Annotated in this window: 13 protein-coding genes; 6 read left to right on the top strand and 7 right to left on the bottom strand. The window is 53.0% G+C overall.

The features are described from left to right. Nucleotides 1-11: 11 nt before the first annotated feature. The gene (locus SD425_RS05995) at nt 12-623 is read right to left on the bottom strand and encodes a hypothetical protein (RefSeq protein WP_324676444.1); all 612 of its coding nucleotides are present in this window, start codon (nt 621-623) and stop codon (nt 12-14) included. A 366-nt stretch (nt 624-989) separates the two neighbouring features. Between SD425_RS05995 and SD425_RS05990 the strand changes: the two genes are divergently transcribed. The 4 genes from SD425_RS05990 (at nt 990) to SD425_RS05975 (ending at nt 3,789) form a co-directional block, all read left to right on the top strand. Then, on the top strand, nt 990-1,739 hold the full coding sequence (locus tag SD425_RS05990) for a class I SAM-dependent methyltransferase (protein WP_324676442.1): 750 nt from the start codon (nt 990-992) through the stop codon (nt 1,737-1,739). A gap of 70 nt (nt 1,740-1,809) precedes the next feature. Next, nucleotides 1,810-3,042: an S-adenosylmethionine:tRNA ribosyltransferase-isomerase gene (locus tag SD425_RS05985; protein WP_324676439.1), complete on the top strand. Its 1,233-nt coding sequence runs from the start codon at nt 1,810-1,812 to the stop codon at nt 3,040-3,042. Between the two features lie 125 nt (nt 3,043-3,167). Then, the gene (locus tag SD425_RS05980; protein ID WP_324676437.1) at nt 3,168-3,383 is read left to right on the top strand and encodes a hypothetical protein; all 216 of its coding nucleotides are present in this window, start codon (nt 3,168-3,170) and stop codon (nt 3,381-3,383) included. Nucleotides 3,384-3,477: 94 nt separating this feature from the next. After that, nucleotides 3,478-3,789, top strand: a complete 312-nt coding sequence (locus SD425_RS05975) for a hypothetical protein (protein ID WP_324676435.1) — start codon at nt 3,478-3,480, stop codon at nt 3,787-3,789. Between the two features lie 74 nt (nt 3,790-3,863). On the opposite strand, the gene SD425_RS05970 is transcribed toward SD425_RS05975, so the two are convergent. Beyond that, nucleotides 3,864-6,398 carry a M14 family metallopeptidase gene (locus tag SD425_RS05970; RefSeq protein WP_324676433.1) on the bottom strand — a complete coding sequence of 845 codons (2,535 nt, stop codon included), beginning with the start codon at nt 6,396-6,398 and terminating at the stop codon, nt 3,864-3,866. Between the two features lie 297 nt (nt 6,399-6,695). Between SD425_RS05970 and SD425_RS05965 the strand changes: the two genes are divergently transcribed. After that, on the top strand, nt 6,696-7,151 hold the full coding sequence (locus SD425_RS05965; protein ID WP_324676431.1) for a DUF2721 domain-containing protein: 456 nt from the start codon (nt 6,696-6,698) through the stop codon (nt 7,149-7,151). Nucleotides 7,152-7,236: 85 nt separating this feature from the next. Here the strand turns inward: SD425_RS05965 and SD425_RS05960 are convergent, their stop codons facing one another. Further along, nucleotides 7,237-7,539: a hypothetical protein gene (locus SD425_RS05960; RefSeq protein ID WP_324676429.1), complete on the bottom strand. Its 303-nt coding sequence runs from the start codon at nt 7,537-7,539 to the stop codon at nt 7,237-7,239. Nucleotides 7,540-7,714: 175 nt separating this feature from the next. On the opposite strand from SD425_RS05960, the gene SD425_RS05955 reads away from it, so the two are divergent. Next, the gene (locus SD425_RS05955) at nt 7,715-8,191 is read left to right on the top strand and encodes a hypothetical protein (protein ID WP_324676427.1); all 477 of its coding nucleotides are present in this window, start codon (nt 7,715-7,717) and stop codon (nt 8,189-8,191) included. Between the two features lie 76 nt (nt 8,192-8,267). Here SD425_RS05955 and SD425_RS05950 read toward each other — a convergent pair whose 3' ends face one another. From SD425_RS05950 to SD425_RS05935, 4 genes are all read right to left on the bottom strand, one after another. Continuing rightward, nucleotides 8,268-9,617, bottom strand: coding sequence for a RagB/SusD family nutrient uptake outer membrane protein (locus tag SD425_RS05950; protein ID WP_324676424.1), 1,350 nt, complete (start codon nt 9,615-9,617; stop codon nt 8,268-8,270). 54 nt (nt 9,618-9,671) lie between these two features. Further along, nucleotides 9,672-12,764: a TonB-dependent receptor gene (locus tag SD425_RS05945; RefSeq protein WP_324676422.1), complete on the bottom strand. Its 3,093-nt coding sequence runs from the start codon at nt 12,762-12,764 to the stop codon at nt 9,672-9,674. A gap of 502 nt (nt 12,765-13,266) precedes the next feature. Continuing rightward, the gene (locus tag SD425_RS05940; RefSeq protein ID WP_324676420.1) at nt 13,267-14,634 is read right to left on the bottom strand and encodes a RagB/SusD family nutrient uptake outer membrane protein; all 1,368 of its coding nucleotides are present in this window, start codon (nt 14,632-14,634) and stop codon (nt 13,267-13,269) included. A gap of 54 nt (nt 14,635-14,688) precedes the next feature. After that, complete coding sequence (locus SD425_RS05935; protein ID WP_324676418.1) at nt 14,689-17,757, bottom strand: TonB-dependent receptor; 3,069 nt, start codon at nt 17,755-17,757, stop codon at nt 14,689-14,691. Nucleotides 17,758-17,880 lie beyond the last annotated feature (123 nt).

Below are 17,880 nucleotides of genomic sequence, written 5' to 3'. Positions count from 1 at the left end.
TCTATAATGGCTTACAACTCATCAAGTAACCAGAGGATCAGAACAACGATACCAACGATTACCAAGATGCTACCTAGCACGTAGAACAGACCAGAAATGCCACCTAGCAATTCCAGAATCAAACCTGCCAGTATCAGAAGAAGACCTGTGCGAAGTTTTCCGGATATGCGCTTGGTATCAGCTGTTTCAGTATGTTTCTTGAACTGCGCTTTGTTAGCGAGTTTATCCGCCTTCTTCATCACCTTCTGCACCACAGCTTTCTGCATGAAGTTTAACTTGGGAGCTTTTGCAGGCTTAGCAACTTCGGCTTTTGCAGCGGGAGCAGTAGAAGCTACAACTGCGGCCTGAGTTGCTACTGGCTGTGCAGCCACTACGGCTGCAGTTTGCGGAGCGCTAACCTCTGTAGCAGGTGCTGCCACAGGAGTTGCTTCTACCGTAGCGGGAGCGACTGCTTCAGGGGCTACAGGTGCCGTTGCTACAGCGCGCGTGCTAGCAGTGCCGTGGTACGACGACGTCTTGGGCAGCATGGCGTACTCAGCACGATTACAGCTAGTGAGCGATGCGGCAAATAGAACTGCCGACGTCACGTAACCAAGGCATTTGGTGTGGACTTTTGTCATCATAAGGAAGAGTTTGGAGGTGAAAAAAGAGATTGAACAGTGGCCTATACGCGTAAAAGTACAGGTTGGCCGCAGTTGACGGTATTAAAAATGCAAGAATTTATATTACCTAGCTGTTACTCAGAATACTTACTTGTTGAGCTAGCTTCTCTTACATTACCCTCTGGCTCATCAATAGAAGCTTGCGCTATCATTTTGCTTTTTTAGCTTGCAAGTACAAGTAAAGCTAGCTTCGGTGCGTTGTAATGAGGAAGGCAAGGCCACAGCCGAACCCTTCTCAGACAAGTGATGTTTGGTTTGAAGGCTTGTAGTGAATACCTCCCTATGCATTGCTCTTCCCCGTTTTTGAGGCTTCTGTTAGTTCCCAGTATGTTGTTGTTGCAGGTTGCCTGCACACCGCCGCCTACTGAGAGCAGCGCTGCTTTTGCGAATGATTCGCCACGCATTGAAGTGCTGGCCGATTCTACCGGCTATGAACTGCGACCGGCTACTGACCCAAATGGCATCAGCAAGTACTACCATGGTCGTCAGATTGCGCATGTGATGGGCCACGAAGGAGCTGGCTGGCTTGAGCGCTCTGATCGTGGTGAGGAAGAAGGAACTGCGGCGCTATTACACGAGCTTGACCTCAAGCCAACGGACGTGGTAGCTGACATCGGCGCGGGTACTGGCTATTTTTCCTTCCGGATCAGCCCGCTAGTGCCGAAGGGTAAAGTATTGGCCGTAGATATTCAGCCTGAGATGATCAGTGCTTTGCAGGAAAATAAAGCGCGCAATAAGGCCAAAAATGTGGAGCCAGTGCTAGGCACCACGAAAGACCCCAACTTGCCGGCGGGTACCGTCGATGTAGTGCTTATTGTGGATGCGTACCACGAGTTTGATCATCCACGTGAGATGATGCGCGCTATCAAGAACTCCCTTACGCCAACTGGACGGGTGGTACTGGCCGAATACCGGGCCGAAGACCCCGATGTCCCTATCAAGCGCATCCATAAGATGAGCATCGAACAGGCCCGCAAAGAAATGGATTCGATTGGTTTGGAATTCGACAAGAATGTGGAGGTACTGCCTCAACAGCATTTGCTGTTTTTCCGGAAAGCAGATCAGACGAAGCTGTAAGAGTTCCTAGGCTATCCTAGCAGTTCTTGCTAATTGTGCCGACGTGCAGCCTTGCTCGTACCTTTGTGGTATGTCTGCTTCTATCGATCCGCGCCAGCTTTCTATCCACGATTTTACCTATCAACTGCCGCCCGAGCGCATTGCCGCCGAGCCTCTCCCCGACCGCGACCATTCGCGTTTGTTGGTATGGCGCAATGGTCAGATTACGGACCGGCACTTTTACGACCTTCCGACCGAGCTACCGGCTGGTTCGTTGCTTATCTTTAATGATACCAAAGTGGTGCGCGCCCGGCTATTTTGCCAGAAGCCGACGGGCGGTTTGGTCGAGCTGTTCTGCTTGGAACCCGTCGCGCCGCATCGTGCCATTGAGCCTGCGATGCAACAGACAGGAAGTTGCGTTTGGAAGTGCTTGGTGGGCAACGGCAAACGCTGGAAAAGCGGCCCAGTTACCCTAGCTTTCAGTGCAGATGGGCAAGACGCTGTTCTTACGGCCGAACGATTGGAAACCGGTGATGGCTACGCGTTAATTCAGTTTTCTTGGACACCGGAAACGCTACCCTTTGCGGAGGTGCTGCGGGCCGCAGGGCATTTGCCGCTTCCACCTTACCTGCACCGCGCTGACACCGATGTGGATGCCATACGTTATCAGACGGTGTATGCTGCGCATGAGGGCGCGGTAGCTGCGCCTACAGCTGGCTTGCACTTCTCAGACGCAGTGTTTGCCGACCTAGCTTCTCTCGGCATTGCGACTGGCCGCGTAACGTTGCACGTGGGTGCTGGCACATTTCAGCCGGTGAAAGCTGATCAAATGGTAGGCCACGCGATGCACGGCGAACCTATTACCGTGGAAGCTAGCTTACTGAGGCAGTTACTATCCCATACCACAGGGCCCATCATTGCCGTAGGCACTACTAGTCTACGGACGTTAGAAAGTCTATACTGGTTAGGCGCATTCTTGGCGCAAAATTCAGCTACTGTTCTGGCTAATCTGCACGTAGGACAGTGGCAGCCGTACGAAGATATGCCGCACCCGACTACTGCCGAGGCGCTACAAGCGATTCTTAGCTACCTAGAGGCGCAGGAGCTAGACAGCGTGCAAGCCACTACTCAGCTACTCATTGCGCCCGGCTACACATTCCGGGTAGTGCAAGGCCTCATTACCAACTTTCATCAGCCAGAAAGCACCCTGCTACTACTCGTGTCGGCGTTGCTAGGTCCGGAGTGGCGCCGCGTATACGACCATGCTCTTCTGCACAACTACCGCTTTCTGAGCTACGGTGATAGTTCGTTGTTACTGCCCTAGCTCAGCTTTATCCGCGAAGAGCCAAATAAATACTTGAGTAAATACTATTACTCACAGCTTCTTCATGAGCAAAGTGGAACATTCAACTCAGTAAGTTGAATGTTCCACTAAAACGTTAAGCCCCCATGAAAAAAGCAAGCTTGTTCCTCGCAATGGCCGTATGCTCCGTCAGTGTGTTCGCCCAGAGCGAAACCAAAATGGAAGCGAAAGGAGCGCATGGCGCTAAAATGGAGAAGAAAACCGAAGTAAAAGCTGATGGCACTGCTAAGATGAAGGCAGAGCACAAAGGCGGCAAGGGCACCCACGAGAAAATGAAAAAAGAGGTAAAATCATCGATGTAATGGCCGCTTGCATCTCGGGCCTAGACAAACACAACCATTTCTGTGGCGTGCGTATAAAGCCCTAAAGGTTCTCTCCCTTAGCCTAAAATTTCTTATGAAAAAGTCACTTTTGCTACTCGCTGCAGTAGCCTTTTCGACCGCTGCCTTCGCGCAGAGCACTACTGTTCAAAACGAAGCTACCGGTGCCAAAACCACGACGACTGTCCGTGACAACGGCACTATGAAAGTAGAAAGCCGTACGGGCCGCACCGAAGCTGGTCAGAAGATCCATAACACGAAAGAAGACGCCAAAGTAGCAGGCCACAAAGCTGGACACGCCGTAAAATCGGGCGCTCAGAAAACTGGCCACGCGGTAAAAAAAGGCGCTAAAGCCGTGAAAAACAAAGCAGAAGACGTAGTAAATTAATCTGCGCCGTTGCTTAAATAAAAGCCCCGCCAATAAGTTGGCGGGGCTTTTTGTTTGTCGGAAGCTAGCTGCTCTTATTGTCCGACGAAGAAGAGGGCGTTGCCGAAGAGTAACTTGCCACTTTGCCAGAACGCCCGGAAAAGTGGGTTGTCACCTAGGTACACGATTTGGCCGCGGCCTAGCTCCTGCTCACCTAGCACGAACGTATCAGTAAGCTGCTGCCGTGCCCGCGAGCCCGTGAAGCCAGCGGCATAGCTACCCTTCTTAATTACACCCACGTTCCAGCCGCCTTCGCCCAGAAAGCGGTAGCCCAGCGGTTCGCGGATAAGCGCGAAGTAGGTATCGCCGTAGCCGAACGCTAACGGGTGCGTGTTATCGAGCTGTACACGGTAGATGCTACCCTGCACGCGGTCTTCGATGCCCTCCCGGCGGGCATTACCGTAGGGTTTCAGCAGCCGATAAGGGTTGGTTTTCTTTTGCGCCGTCGAGTCAGAGGCAGGTTTAGTTTTTAGGAGGAAGTCACGCTTGTTAGCTAGAAAGCGAGACGCACCTTCCAGAGCAATGAGCTTACCGCCACCACGCACCCACTGCTTCAAGTTTTCCAGGTTGCGCTCGGGGTAAATGTCGGTGTAGTTGCCATCGGGTAAAATGAGCACGTCGAACTTAGCAAGCGGAACGGTGCTTAGATAATCAGTGCCAAGAACTGTGACTGGGTAACCAATCTGTTGCTCGAAGAAGTGCCATACTTCCCCGAAGGCGGTTGGATCGACGCCCGGTCCGGCTACTATCGCAATGTTCGGTTTCTTCACAAAATGCACGGAGCCTGAACCTAGGTCGCCACCTGTTGTGGAAAAGCCTGACTTCACGGCTTGTACCACCACCCCTGACGAATCAGCCTGAGCACGCACGAGCTGGTCAAATTTGGAACCTAGGTTTTCGTTGCCGGTGCGCGTAATCACGAGCGTACCTTGCTGGTATTTCTGCCCTTCGGCTTCAAATGGTTCTTCTGCCACGCGCACTTTCACGTTTTGCTGCAACAAGCGGCTCAGAAAGCGAACGTCCTGCAAGCTGTTCCAACGAGCTAGGTAGGCATAGGGCCGCTCAGCAGTAGCACCACTGCCTTTCACCGTTGCTTGAGATGGTGCTGCTCCTGTGCCCTCCAGCTTCTCGCGCAAGGCATAAGCTTTCAACCCAAACGAATACGGCAAGGCCCAGGCGGTAATGTCATAGGTAAGCGAATCTTCGAGTTGCGGCTGCGGATCAAACAGCACCTTGACCAGCGTCGATTTGGGCTGGTACATACTCACTACCAAATCACGTTGCTCAATCTCAACACTTTCTACCTTACCAGAAGTGTAGTTGAAGCCGCGCGTCTTCATTTTCTTTGGGGCATAGCCATACTTGATCTGCTGGCGGTCGAGGTACTGCGTGAAAGCGCGGAGCTGACCTGGGTCGCTGGTACCCGCTAGCACGTAAGACTTGTAATCACCCTTCGGCTTCGTGCGCGCATCGTCGTAGTACTTCTGAAACTCACGCAGCAGGTCGTCGTGGCGCTCGGCAGTGGCCTGAATGGTGGCACGACTCGCCGCCACGTGGTGCGCAATCCGTTGGGCTAGGGTCAGCGTGTCGCCGTCGTTGCGGGCGAAAGCGACACCAGCGGGGCCGCCGCCACCTTGCTCGTAGGTCATACCAATAGCACCGTTGAAGGTAGGCCACGTGTCGCCATAGGTGGGCGCAAACAGGTCATACGTTTCGCGGGTGAAATACAGCCAGCCGTTCTTGTCGAAGACCTTTTCGTTGTACTCGCCAATGATATTCTGAAACTGCCGCTGGAAGGGCGTAATATCAGCGTGGAAGGGCTTAGCGGCCGGCGAGAAGTAGTAGGAGTTGTTAGGGCCCATTTCGTGGAAGTCGGCGTGTACTTCCGGGAGCCATTGGTTATAGAGCACAATGCGCTGGCGGCTTTCTTGCTGCGTTTGCCAAGCCCAGTCGCGGTTCAGGTCGAAATAGTAGTGGTTATAGCGTCCGCCGGGCCAAGGCTCGTGGTGCTCCCAGGAATACGGCGAGGCATTTGGCGACTGATTGCGCACCCGATTATACCAGGAAGAATACCGGTCGCGGCCATCGGGGTTCACGCATGGGTCGACTAGCACTACCGTGTTTTGAAGCCATTGCTGCACTTCCTGGTCTTTCGGGTTAGCTAGATCATAAAGCACCTCCATCACGGCTTCCGACGATACAGATTCGTTGCCGTGCACGTTGTAACTAAGCCACACTACACCCGGCATCTGACGGCTCGGAGTACCGCTTTCCACGCCTGCCAAGCGCAGATTGTTGTGCCGAATATCTTCAAGCCGCGTGAAGTTGTTAGCGGCAGCAATCTGCACCACTTCCAGGGGCCTGTGCTCGTACGTTTCGCCGTAGCGCACCAGCTTCATGGTAGTGGGCGAGTGCTGCACAATATGATCGACGTAGCGCAAGAGCTGCGCGTGGGGGGTGAACTGGCTACCTAGCTGGTAACCTAAGAACTGAGCTGGCGTCAGCAAGGGACCTGCATCCGCAGCGGGCGTATTTTGGGCGACGCTATACCGTGTTTGCCACGATAACAAGAGTAATAAAAAGGTCGCGAGGGTACGAGTTTTAATCACCAAAACCGGAAAAAGAAGTGAGAAATAGAGGAAGACGGAGTAAAAGACCGCAACAAGGCGTCGGCGCTGCACCGACGCTGCGCGGGACGCAACCAAGCACGTTGGTCCACAACAGCGAATCTCTATTACTTTGGTGATATTCTTTTGCCTTTTATGCCTTTTTATTTCATTTTCCAATAAGCTAGGCCAACGGTAAAAGGCTCTCTTAGCAGAAAATTTGCAGCTAGCTTGCTCCTACAGCGCCCGACATTCCAGCTTATGACCATCACGCTTACGACGCCAGCCCTGCTTTTTCCGGCTTTATCGCTGCTCTTGCTAGCGCATACCAACCGCTTTCTGGCGCTAGCGAATCGGGTGCGGGCGCTCAATACTCAGTATGTCACGACAAACAGCACACATCTGCTCGGGCAGATTCAGAACCTGCGGCAGCGGTTGGTATTGATTCGCAACATGCAAGCGGTGGGAACAGCCAGCATGTTTGGCTGCGTACTTTGCATGTTTTTGCTTTTTGCAGGCTACACGCTAGCCGGAGAAATTGTGTTTGGCGCGAGCTTGCTCGCGCTGCTAGCATCGCTAGGCCTAGCGCTCTGGGAGATTCAGATTTCAGTGGATGCGTTGAACATTGAGCTTAATGCAATAGAAGACGACCAAGAGCGCCGTCGTCGGGCAGCAGGCCAGCCCACAGTGCCCGCGGCCGCTGAGCTAGACGAGTAGTACCTAGGTCTCCCTTTTTGACTTACACGAAAAAGCCCGCCAGTACGATCCAGCGGGCTTTTTGATCCTGTAAAGTAGTTTGTAGTTAATCGAGCGCTGAAGCTTCTTCCGAAGAGACAGCAGCGCTTTCGGTAGGAATGCTGTCGACCGACACGGCGGAAGGACCTTGCTCCCGAATCTGGTACAACACGCTTTCTGCTACACCACGGCCAAACAAGCTAACCCCGGCGTTGAGCACCACCAAGGCGCCAGTGCCCGCCAATACCCAGTCGCGGGTAGGTGCTTTCTTCTGCATCAGGGAGCTTGCCCATTGTACCAAGCAAGTACCGAACCCTATCGTTAGCAGCCCACTAGGGGCAAAAATCAGCCATTTCTCTTTGTGCGTCATCGGTCAAAGGTTTTGATGAGTAATGTGCAGCCTTAAGCAGTACTTCGTTTTAAGCACTTACTGCCTACTTATTCAATCGTACCTTTGTGGCCTTGGGTTACAGCACTTGGGTATGTAATTGTGTGCTTTCAGGCGCTACAGCCTCTACCCTCTCTTTCTGCTTCATTGTTTTACTATGCAAATCTATCCTTACGAACAGCTCCTGCGCACTGCTTTCCGGGCTGAAGCTGACGTGACTACGTATATCACCGAACCTACGCGCACGGCTTACGCTGCCTTCGAGCAAGCCTCGAAAGCGGATCTAGCCTTTCGCTTCGAGCGCGTGCGCTTGGGCGTAGCGATGTCGCTGCTAAAGCTGCTGGCCGACCTAGGTGACCACGAGGAAAGCCGCCGCGTGATGGAAGTATTGCACAAAGCCTTGCGCGCCCGCTCCGTTGCCGACATCGACGCCACTATCACCCGCGACGCCAAGCTGTTTGAGCGCCTTTACACCAACCTCTACGTGAACGAAGAAGGCGAGCAGCTGCTCAACCTCTTCGAGCGCACCCTAGATGCTGATAACCAACCGCTGATGGACGAGGTGATTGCCGAAGCCCTAGATCTAGCCTCCGAGCTAGACTTTGACGCTTCAGATGAGGACGACGAAGAATAAGCAAACCTAGGTTGCCGACCATAAAAAAGGCCGCTACAATGCTGTAGCGGCCTTTTTACTTAGTAGCGGTTACTGATTACAAGTATCCTTCGTTCTGCACCAAGTTCGGGTTCACATCCAGTTCGCGCTGCGGAATTGGAAAAACGAGCTTTGGTGAGTTGTAAGGTAGCGCCCCAACCGGAAGCTTATTACGCTTTAAGTCATTCAGCTGGAAGCCCTCGAAAGCTAGCTCCAAGTGCCGCTCTTTCAGAATCGCATCAAGCGTGAGCGTGGTTAGGGGCGCAAGCAGCGCCCGTGCCCGTACCCGGTTAACATCAGCCAGGGGCGCAGCACCTACGCTCGTGCCTGCCCGGAAGTTGGCTTCTGCCCGCGTAAGGTACAGCTCCGCTAGGCGCATCACCTTCACATTGCGATACTGTGCGCCCGCTACGCCCGTGTAGCCATACTTCTTGGTGTAAATACCTGTGAAGTACTTGCCGCGGTCGTCAGCTGCTTCGTAGAGGTTACGGTGCTTGACCTGAATCTCCACGTCGGCACGACGGTTATTGGCGTAGTACGTGTTCAGGCTGTTCGTACCATCCTGGGCACTTATTTGAATAGCGAAAATATCCTCGGTTGTGTTAGCGGGATTGTCAAACTCACCCGCGAAGTTGGGAACCAAGGCATAAAGGTTGGCGCTAATGGCACGGTTAGCGGCTGCGGCGGCGTCAGTGTAGCGGTTTTGCTGCAAGTACACGCGGGAGAGCATGCCTTGTGCCGCCACCTTGTTAGCATACACCCCATTGGAAGCGGGCGTTTTGGCTTCGGCATCTGTTAGGTCCTGAATGACCTGGGCGTATACCTCCGCTACCGTATTGCGTGCGACGAGCGACGAGCTACCAACTACATCCGTCGGCACCAAGATTAACGGTACGGCTAGGTTCGTAGCGGGCGTACCGTCGTTCCAGTCTTTGCCGAAAAGCCGCACTAGCTCGAAGTACACGGCCGCCCGGATAAACTTGGCTTCGCCCTCCACCTTGTCGCGGCGGCTTGCATCTACTTTCGATACGTTTGCCAGCACCGTATTCGCGATGTTGATGGTCCGGTAGCCGTCGAGCCACGCATCGCGCACAAATGTGTTGGTGATGAGCAAGGTTTTTTGGAAAGCCTCGCGCGGCTGCGTAAACGTACCCACAAACGACTCTTCGCCGTTGTCGCCGAGTAGGTCCGACATGAATTGCAGCTGCCCACCATAAAGGCCCGCGGAGCTGAGACCGTCGTAAGCACCAATGAGCGCAGCTTCTACGTCTGCCGATGTTTGCAGCGCCCCTGCGGCATCTACATAGTTCACCGGTCGGATTTCGTCTATTTTATTGGCGCAGCCCGTGAGGAAAACTGGCGCGCCCAGGATAGTAGCTAGCGCCAGAGAAGAAAGTATTTTTTTCATGAACGTCAAATCGTTGTGAACAGAAGCACGAAGTCGTTGCACTGATCGGAAAGGCTAGAAGCCAATGTTGATGCCGAGCGTGTACGTCTTTGCTTGAGGCGCCGAGTAGAAATCATTACCCTGCGAAATGTTGCCCAAGGCGGTGCTCCCTGGCCCGAGCGAAGTAGCGGTAGCAGTAGAGGTAGACAAGTAATCGGTGTTTACCTCGGGGTCCCAGCCTTTGTAATCGGTGAAAGTGAGCAAGTTCACTCCACTGAAGTAAATGCGCGCCGACTGCATCTTAACGTACTTTAGCCAAGTCGTTGGGAGATTGTACCCTAGGGTCACCGTCTTTAGGCGCACGTACGAGCCATCGTAGACGTAGCGCGATGATGCCGTGACGCCATTGCCCCCGAATAAGCGAGCCTGGGGTACGTCGGTGATGTCACCGGGCTTTTGCCAGCGACGTAGCTGGTCTTTGGTTTGGTTATCGTAGCCATTGCTAGCGTTAGCCGCTTGATAAGGGCCGCCGCCATCGTACACTTGGTTACCAAACACACCCTGGAAGGTGAAGGTAAGGTCGATGCCCTTCCACGCGACGGTGTTGGTAGCGCCAGCCGTCCAGTTGGGGTTGGGGTTGCCAAGCAACACCCTCTGCGCCGCGTTCGGGTCATTGGTAGTGCCACGATTCACGGAGCCATCTGTATTGGTCGTATTCAGGTAATACAAGGCATCGCCGTTATCCGGATTAACCCCGGCGTATTCGCGGCCGAAGAATACCCCGATTGGTTGACCAGCTACTGCGCGGTTCAGGAAGCCCCCTTCAATTACTTGCCCTTGTAGGTCCGTAACCTTGTTGCTGTTGATGGAGGCGTTCAGGTTAGTTGTCCAGGTGAAAGCGCCTTCTAAGTTGCGCGTTGTGACCGTAGCTTCAATACCCTTGTTCTCCATCTTACCGACGTTGCGGAACTGCGAGTTGAAACCCGTAGTGCCGGGCACGTTCACGTTGAGCAGCAAATCGTGCGTTTTCTTCTGATACACGTCTACTTCACCCGAAATGCGGTTATTCAGGAAGCCAAATTCGATGCCCGCATCAGCCTGCACCGTCGTTTCCCACTTCAAGTCGGGGTTGCCTAGCTGGAAAGGTGCTTGTCCGGGTGTGCCGTTGTAGCCAACAGCATAGTAGAGCGTCGGATACTGAGAGTCACCAATGCTTTCGTTGCCCGTAGCGCCGTAGCTAATGCGGGGTTTTAGCATGCTCAGCACGGTATTGCCTTGCAAGAAAGGCTCTTCGGTCAATAACCAACCAACCGAAGCGGCCGGAAAGAAGCCGTATCGGTTGTTTTCCCCGAAGCGGGTGGAACCATCAACGCGACCACTCAGCGTGAGCAGGTATTTGCTGGCGAAGGAGTAGTTGGCGCGCGCAAAGTAAGAGAGCAGTGCGCTATTGGTTTCGGTGGAAGTTCCGCTGCTGTACACAGCAGCACTCAACAGCTTAGTGTAGGCATCACTGGGAAACTGTTGGCCCGTGATGCTGTTGCTGTTCGCATTTCGTCCTTCGTAAGACATACCACCTACTACTTCTACCAAGTGGTTTTCAGCAAATGTGTGCCGATAGGTCAGGTAGTTGTTAGTCGTGTAGCGGCCGCTGAATACGCGCCGATCAGTGCCTGTGCCGGCAGCTTGCCCCGAGTTGCGCTGGGTAACGCGACCGTAGTACTGCTCCTCGCGTTGGCTGATAACATCCAGCCCTAGCTCACTCCGGAACGTAAGGCCTTTGGCGAATTCGTATTGGGCAAACACGTTACCTAGCTGCCGGTAAACCGTCGTTTGGAATTTACTGCCAATCGTGTTCAACAGCGGGTTGTAGTACACCGGGTAGTTGGTGCTGGGCAAACCGGTAGCCGGATCCAAGGCGCCGCTGAGCAGACCGGTACGCGGGTCGATCAGAGGAGTAATCGGCGACAAAGCCACAATCTGCAATGGCGAGCTGAAGGCGTTGTCGTTAGCGAGGCGGTCGTTTAGAGTGCGGGTCGTGCTGAAGTTCAACCCGATGGTCATGCGGTCGTTCACCTTGTGGTCGAGGTTGAAACGCGCGCTGATCTTCTCGAACTTGTTGCCTACGATGATACCATTTTGCTTGCTGTAGAGGCCCGACACGTAAAAGTGTGTTTTGTCGCTGCCGCCGCTGGCGCTCAGGTCGTATTGGTTGAAAGGCGCTTTTTGGAAAGCTTCGTCTTGCCAATCCTGGTTTACGGCACCCGTGGTGTAATCCGTACCGGCGGCATAGCGCTGCAAACGGGTTTCCACAGCGGCAGCTTGGCCTGTGTTAGCCCCAGCTTCGCGTAGAAGCTCCACGTACTCGGTTGCGTTCAGAAAGTCTTTCTTGTGCGTAGGCGTGCTCCGGCCCGTTTGATACCCTAGGGTAAAGCGCGTTTGGCCTGTGCGGCCCCGTCGAGTGGTGATGAGCACGACGCCATTGGCCCCTCGCGAGCCATAGATGGCCGAAGCCGAAGCATCCTTCAGAATAGAAATACTTTCGATATCGTTGGGGTTGAGGTCGGCAATAGGGTTAGTAGGGCCCGACGTACCCGACAGGTTGTCGGAAATCACCGGAATACCATCGACCACATACAGCGGCTGCGTACCGGCACTCACAGAGCTCGTGCCGCGCACACGCACCTTGATGCCCTGCCCTAGCTTGCCGCTGCTATTTTCAATGAAAACGCCCGGCGCTTTGCCCTGAATAGCTTGCTCGAAGCTTTGTACCGGTTGGTCCTGTACGTCGCGGCCACTGATTTGAGTGATAGAACCCGTTAAGTCGGCTTTCGACTGCTGGCCGTAGCCAACTACTACCGCTTCGTTCAGTTCCGTGGCATTGCTCTTCAGCGTCACGTTCAGAGCTGATGATGAGCCGACTGTCACAGTCTGGCTTTCCATACCGATGGAGCTGAACACCAGCGTAGCACCTGGCTTTACCGTCAGCGAATAATCGCCATCGGCATTGGAGCTAGTGCCGTTGGTAGTTCCGCGCTCTAAGATGGTTACACCCGGTAGGCCAGCGCCTTCTGGGCCAGAAACCTTACCGGTTATTGTACGATTCTGCGCCCACGACACCGTAGCTAGCAACAGACACCATACGAGGATGAGTAGAGATTTTTGTTTCATTAAGGGTGCCCTGCGGGCCGGTTAAGTAAAAAACCTCAGCTGGAGGGCTGAGTAGCTAAGAAAAGTGACAAAAGGGACCTCCTACATGGCCGTGGTGTTCCAGAAATACCTTGTGAAAAGGCACACACGTCAAGGCCAGCTTGCGCTATCAGGCAAGAGACAAGATTTGTCTTGCGACAAGCTAGGCCGGAGGTTAGCAAGACCAGCTTAAAAAAGAAGCTAACCCCTAGCGTTGCCGCAATAAATGGGCAGGAGGAAATGTAAATTTATTATGTAAAGTCATATATCCCACAATTGTCACATAGTTTTTCCTAGAAAACTTATAGAAAATTCAAATTTTCACCTTCGTTAGTGAAATTCATTCCCTAAGCTTTTGCTTCGCAGAGATGCTTAGATCAGCAAACGAGTGTGCTGGATAAATTCTATGTACTGGCTCGTAGAAACGAAAAAGGCCGCAACGAATTCGTTGCGGCCTTTTTGATGCTTCATTAAGCTGGCGTAGTTAGTAGCCTTCGTTCTGCACCAGATTGCTGTTTACATCACGCTCCCGTTGCGGGATTGGGAAGATCAAGCGTGGTGAGTTGTAGGGTAGTGTACCGACAGCTACCATGTTACGCTTCTGATCATGTAGCAAGAAGCCTTCGAAAGCTAGCTCCCGGTGACGCTCACTCAGCACCCCAGCCAGCGTGACAGACGTCAGCGGGGTAGCTTCCGCCCGTGCCCGTACTCGATTTACATCCGCTAGCGGCGTAGCACCTACACTGGTACCGGCTCTGAGGTTGCCTTCTGCGCGCGTCAGGTACATTTCGGCTAAGCGCATCAGGTGGATATTACCGTGCGTGTTGTCGAACTTCTTGGTCAGATAAGAATCGTAGTCGATCAAGGCTTCACTGACACGTGAGTCTGCCTTCTCGTATAGTTTCAGATACGCATCGTTCAAGCTAATATCTCCACCCCGACCGTATGACGAGTAGAAGGTGTTTAAGTCATTGATACCACTTTGGGTGGTCAACTGAACATCAAACACGCTTTCTGAAGTATTGGTCTTCGAAGCAAATTCATCCGCTAGGGATGGGACCAAGCTATATACCCCGGAGGAAATCACCTTGTTTGCCTCGGCAGCAGCTTCGGCGTAGCGACTTTGCTGCAAATACACGCGCGACAGCATACCCGAGGCAGTGTAAGAACTTGCGTATAGATTGGAAGTAGGCGAGGATGGCTTCGACAACAATGTTTCAGCATCTGTCAGGTCTTTGATAGCCTGTGCATATACTTCGGCCACTGTATTGCGCGATAACTGGGCTGCTGCAACAATAGTCTGGTCAGGAGACGATGGGTTCGTTGGCGTTAGAACCAAGGGCACGGCTAGGTTGCTCGTGGGATTACCATCATTCCAGTCGCGGGCGTAAAAGCGAGCTAGCTCGAAATACAACGTACCCCGAACGAACTTAGCACCACCTTCTACCTCTTTTTGGTTGACTGCCGTCACCTTATCAATGTTGGCCAAAACAGTATTGGCCATGTTGATAGCTTGGTAGGAAGTGGTCCACGTGCTAGCAACAAAGCCGTTGTTTACGAGGATAGACTTGCGAAAAATTTCGCGCGGCGCGGAAAAGGTGCCACCCCATTGTACTTCCTCAGCATCACCAAGCAGGTCAGCGTAATACTGAAAGCCGCCGCCGTAGAGGTACTGGTTGCCAAGCAATTCGTAAGCACCTCGCAGGGCAGCCTGCACGTCGGCAGACGTATTTAAGGCGTTTTCGGCCGGAATGGAAGTAACGGGTTCTGTATCCAGCTTCTTGTCACACCCTACTAGCGGCAGAGCTAGCAGCAGGGTTCCTAGAGCCAGTTTGTGAAATGTATTTTTCATTGTTGGATGACATGGAAAGTGAGAACAAGCGAAGCGCGTAATAACCGGCTTAGCTTAAAACCCTATGTTCACACCGATAGTGTATGTTTTAGCCTGGGGCGCAGAGTAGAAGTCATTGCCTTGGGCAATGTTGCCACTCAGATAGTCTGCATTTACCTCGGGGTCCCAGCCTTTGTAGTCGGTGAAGGTGAGCAGGTTCACACCGGTCAAGTACACGCGCACGTGGTCGAAATGCGCTTTGCTAACAAGCGCTTTGGGCAAAGAATAGCTCAGGGTAGTGGTTTTCAAACGCACGTACGAGCCATCATAGATGTAGCGCGAAGAGTTGCCAACACCATTACCTTCGAACAGACGAGCCTGGGGCACATCGGTGATGTCGCCGGGATTCTGCCAGCGCTTGAGTTGATTCGCAGTCTGGTTATCGAAGCCGTTACTACCGTTAGCGGACTGATACTGCCCACCGCCGTCGAACACTTTATTGCCAAATACACCTTGGAAGGTGAAGTTCAGCTCAACTCCTTTGTAACCTAGGGTGTTGGTCACGCCACCCGTCCACTTGGGGTTTGGGTTGCCTAGCACGATGCGCTCAGCAGCGTTATAATCACTGGTGGTGTTGCGGTTAATGCTCCCATCAGCATTCTTCGTGTTTAGGTAGTAAAGCGCATCACCATTAGCGGGATCAACACCGGCGTACTCCTTTGTGAAGAACACACCAATAGGCTGGCCTTCTACCGCCCGGTTCACATAACCACCTTCAATTACCTGGCCTTGTAGGTTGGTAATCTTGTTGCGGTTGGTAGCAGCATTGAAGTTTGTGGTCCACGTGAAGGCACCTACGGCGTTCTGCGTAGTCAATACAAACTCGAAACCTTTGTTCTGCAGGCTACCAACGTTCAGGTACCGAGTCGTTAAGCCAGCAGCGCTAGGTACGTTTACGTTCAGCACCAAGCCATCCGTTTTCTTCTGATACACGTCTACCTCACCGGTAATACGGTTGTCGAGGAAGCCAAATTCAATACCCGCATCAATCTGCGTCGTCGATTCCCATTTTAGGTTGGGGTCGGCAAACTGGCTTAAACGCTGCGTAGCTGTGCCCGCGTACGAACCAGCACTATACAAGGCACGTGAGATAAAATCAGGGAAGGTTTGGTTACCCGTCTTGCCAATGCTAGCCCGGGGCTTCAGCGTGCTCAATACAGTTTGATCCTTTAAGAATGCCTCCTCGGTAAGCATCCAGCCAATCGAAGCCGCTGGGAAGAAGCCATATTGGTTGTTTCTTCCGAAGCGAGACGAACCGTCAATACGGCCACTTAGCGTCAGCAAGTACTTGCTGGCAAAGGCATAGTTTACACGGCCGAAGTACGACAGCAAAGAGCTGGACGACGAGGACGACGAACCCGCATTGATCAGCGCAGCACTAGCAATATAGCGGTAAGCATCACTCGGAAACTGCTGCCCAGAGACGCTATTAGCGGTGATCTTACGTCCTTCGAAAGACATACCCGCAACGGCTTCTACCGAGTGCCGCTCAGCGAAGATGTTCCGGTAAGAGAAGTAGTTGTTCGTGGTGAAGCGGTTGTTCTGCAAGTAGCTGTTCGTACCGTTGCCGTTGCTGGTGAAATCGGTGTTACGTGCCGTCAACAGCCCCGAGTAATTGTCCTCGTTCTGGTTGATCAGGTCGATACCTAGCTCACTGCGGAAGGTCAGCCCTTTGATGAACTCATACTGCGCAAACACGTTGCCGAGCGTACGGTAAACCGTGGTGTTGAAGTACGCATTGTTGATACTGAGCAACGGGTTATAGTAAACCGGATAGTTCGTGTTCGGCAAACCCGTAGCAGGGTCTAGCGAGCCGCTGAGCAGGCCAGTACGTGGGTCAATTAACGGCGTAATCGGCGTTAAGGCCACAATTTGCAGCGGCGTACCAAACGAGTTGTCATTGTCCAAACGGTTGTTGACCGTGCGCGACAGGTTGATGTTGACACCTAGGGACAACTTATCGGTCGCTTTATGATCGAGGTTGAGACGAGCGCTCATCTTCTCGAACTTATTACCGACCAGGATACCATTCTGTTTGCTATACAGGCCTGACAGGTAGAAACGAGTTTTATCGTTACCACCGCTGGCGCTTAGGTCGTACTGGCTGAAGGGCGTTTTGCGCAATACTTGGTCCTGCCAATCGGTACTAACACCGCTATTGGCGTAATCTGCGTTGCCCGCTGCATAGCGCGTCAGGAAACGGTTGGTATAGGCAACGTAATCAAACGAAGGGTCGCGTACGTTCTCGTTCGCAGCAGCTTCCTGAATCAATTCAAGATACTGGGTAGAGTTCAGAAAATCCTTGCGACGAGTTGGCTCGCTGCTACCAGTTTGAAAACCTAGGTTGAAGTGTGTCGCCCCCGATTTGCCACGACGCGTCGTAATGATAATTACCCCGTTGGAAGCCCGCGAACCGTAGATAGCCGACGCTGAGGCATCCTTCAAAATGTTGATCGACTCAATATCGTTCGGGTTCAGATCCGCAATGGGGTTAGTCGGCGCCGAGGTGCCCGAGTTGCTTTCCGATACAATCGGAATACCATCAATCACATACAATGGCTGCGTACCACCACTCACGGAGGAAGTACCCCGCACGCGTACCTTCACGGACTGCCCTAGCTTACCGCTGGAGTTTTCGATAAACACGCCGGCAGCCTTACCCTGAATAGCTTGTTCGAAAGTCGTTACGGGCTGATTTTCAATTTCGCGGCCACTTACTTGAGCAATCGAGCCCGTTAAGTCGGCCTTCGCTTGCGTGCCGTAGCCAACTACTACTGCTTCGTTTAGCTGCGTGGCGCTGCTCTTAAGCGTGACATTGAGGGTCGAATTGTTACCAACGAGAACGGTTTGGCTTTCATAGCCTATAGAGCTAACAACCAAGGTTGCGTTGGGCTGAACAGTGAGCGAGAAGGCACCGTCTACGTTGGTGCTGGTACCATTGGTAGTGCCGCGCTCTAGTACGGTTACGCCGGGCAAGCTAGCTCCTTCAGGACCAGTTACCCGTCCGCTTACGCTACGGGTTTGTGCCCACGCCACGGACACCAACAGGCACCAAATCAAGGTGAGTAAAAACTTTTGTTTCATCAAACGTGGCCTGCAAGCCGGTTAAAGTGAAAAAGGCTGCCAACGGTTGAGATGGCAGAATTTGAGAAAAAAAGGAAAGGAAGGATTCTACTAACAACACAACTTCACAGGCCCCCTTAGACG

The sequence above is a fragment of the Hymenobacter sp. GOD-10R genome, assembly GCF_035609205.1.
GTDB lineage: Bacteria > Bacteroidota > Bacteroidia > Cytophagales > Hymenobacteraceae > Hymenobacter.
The sequence above is the reverse complement of the archived record's forward strand: the minus strand, read 5'-3'. Positions and strand labels throughout refer to the sequence as shown.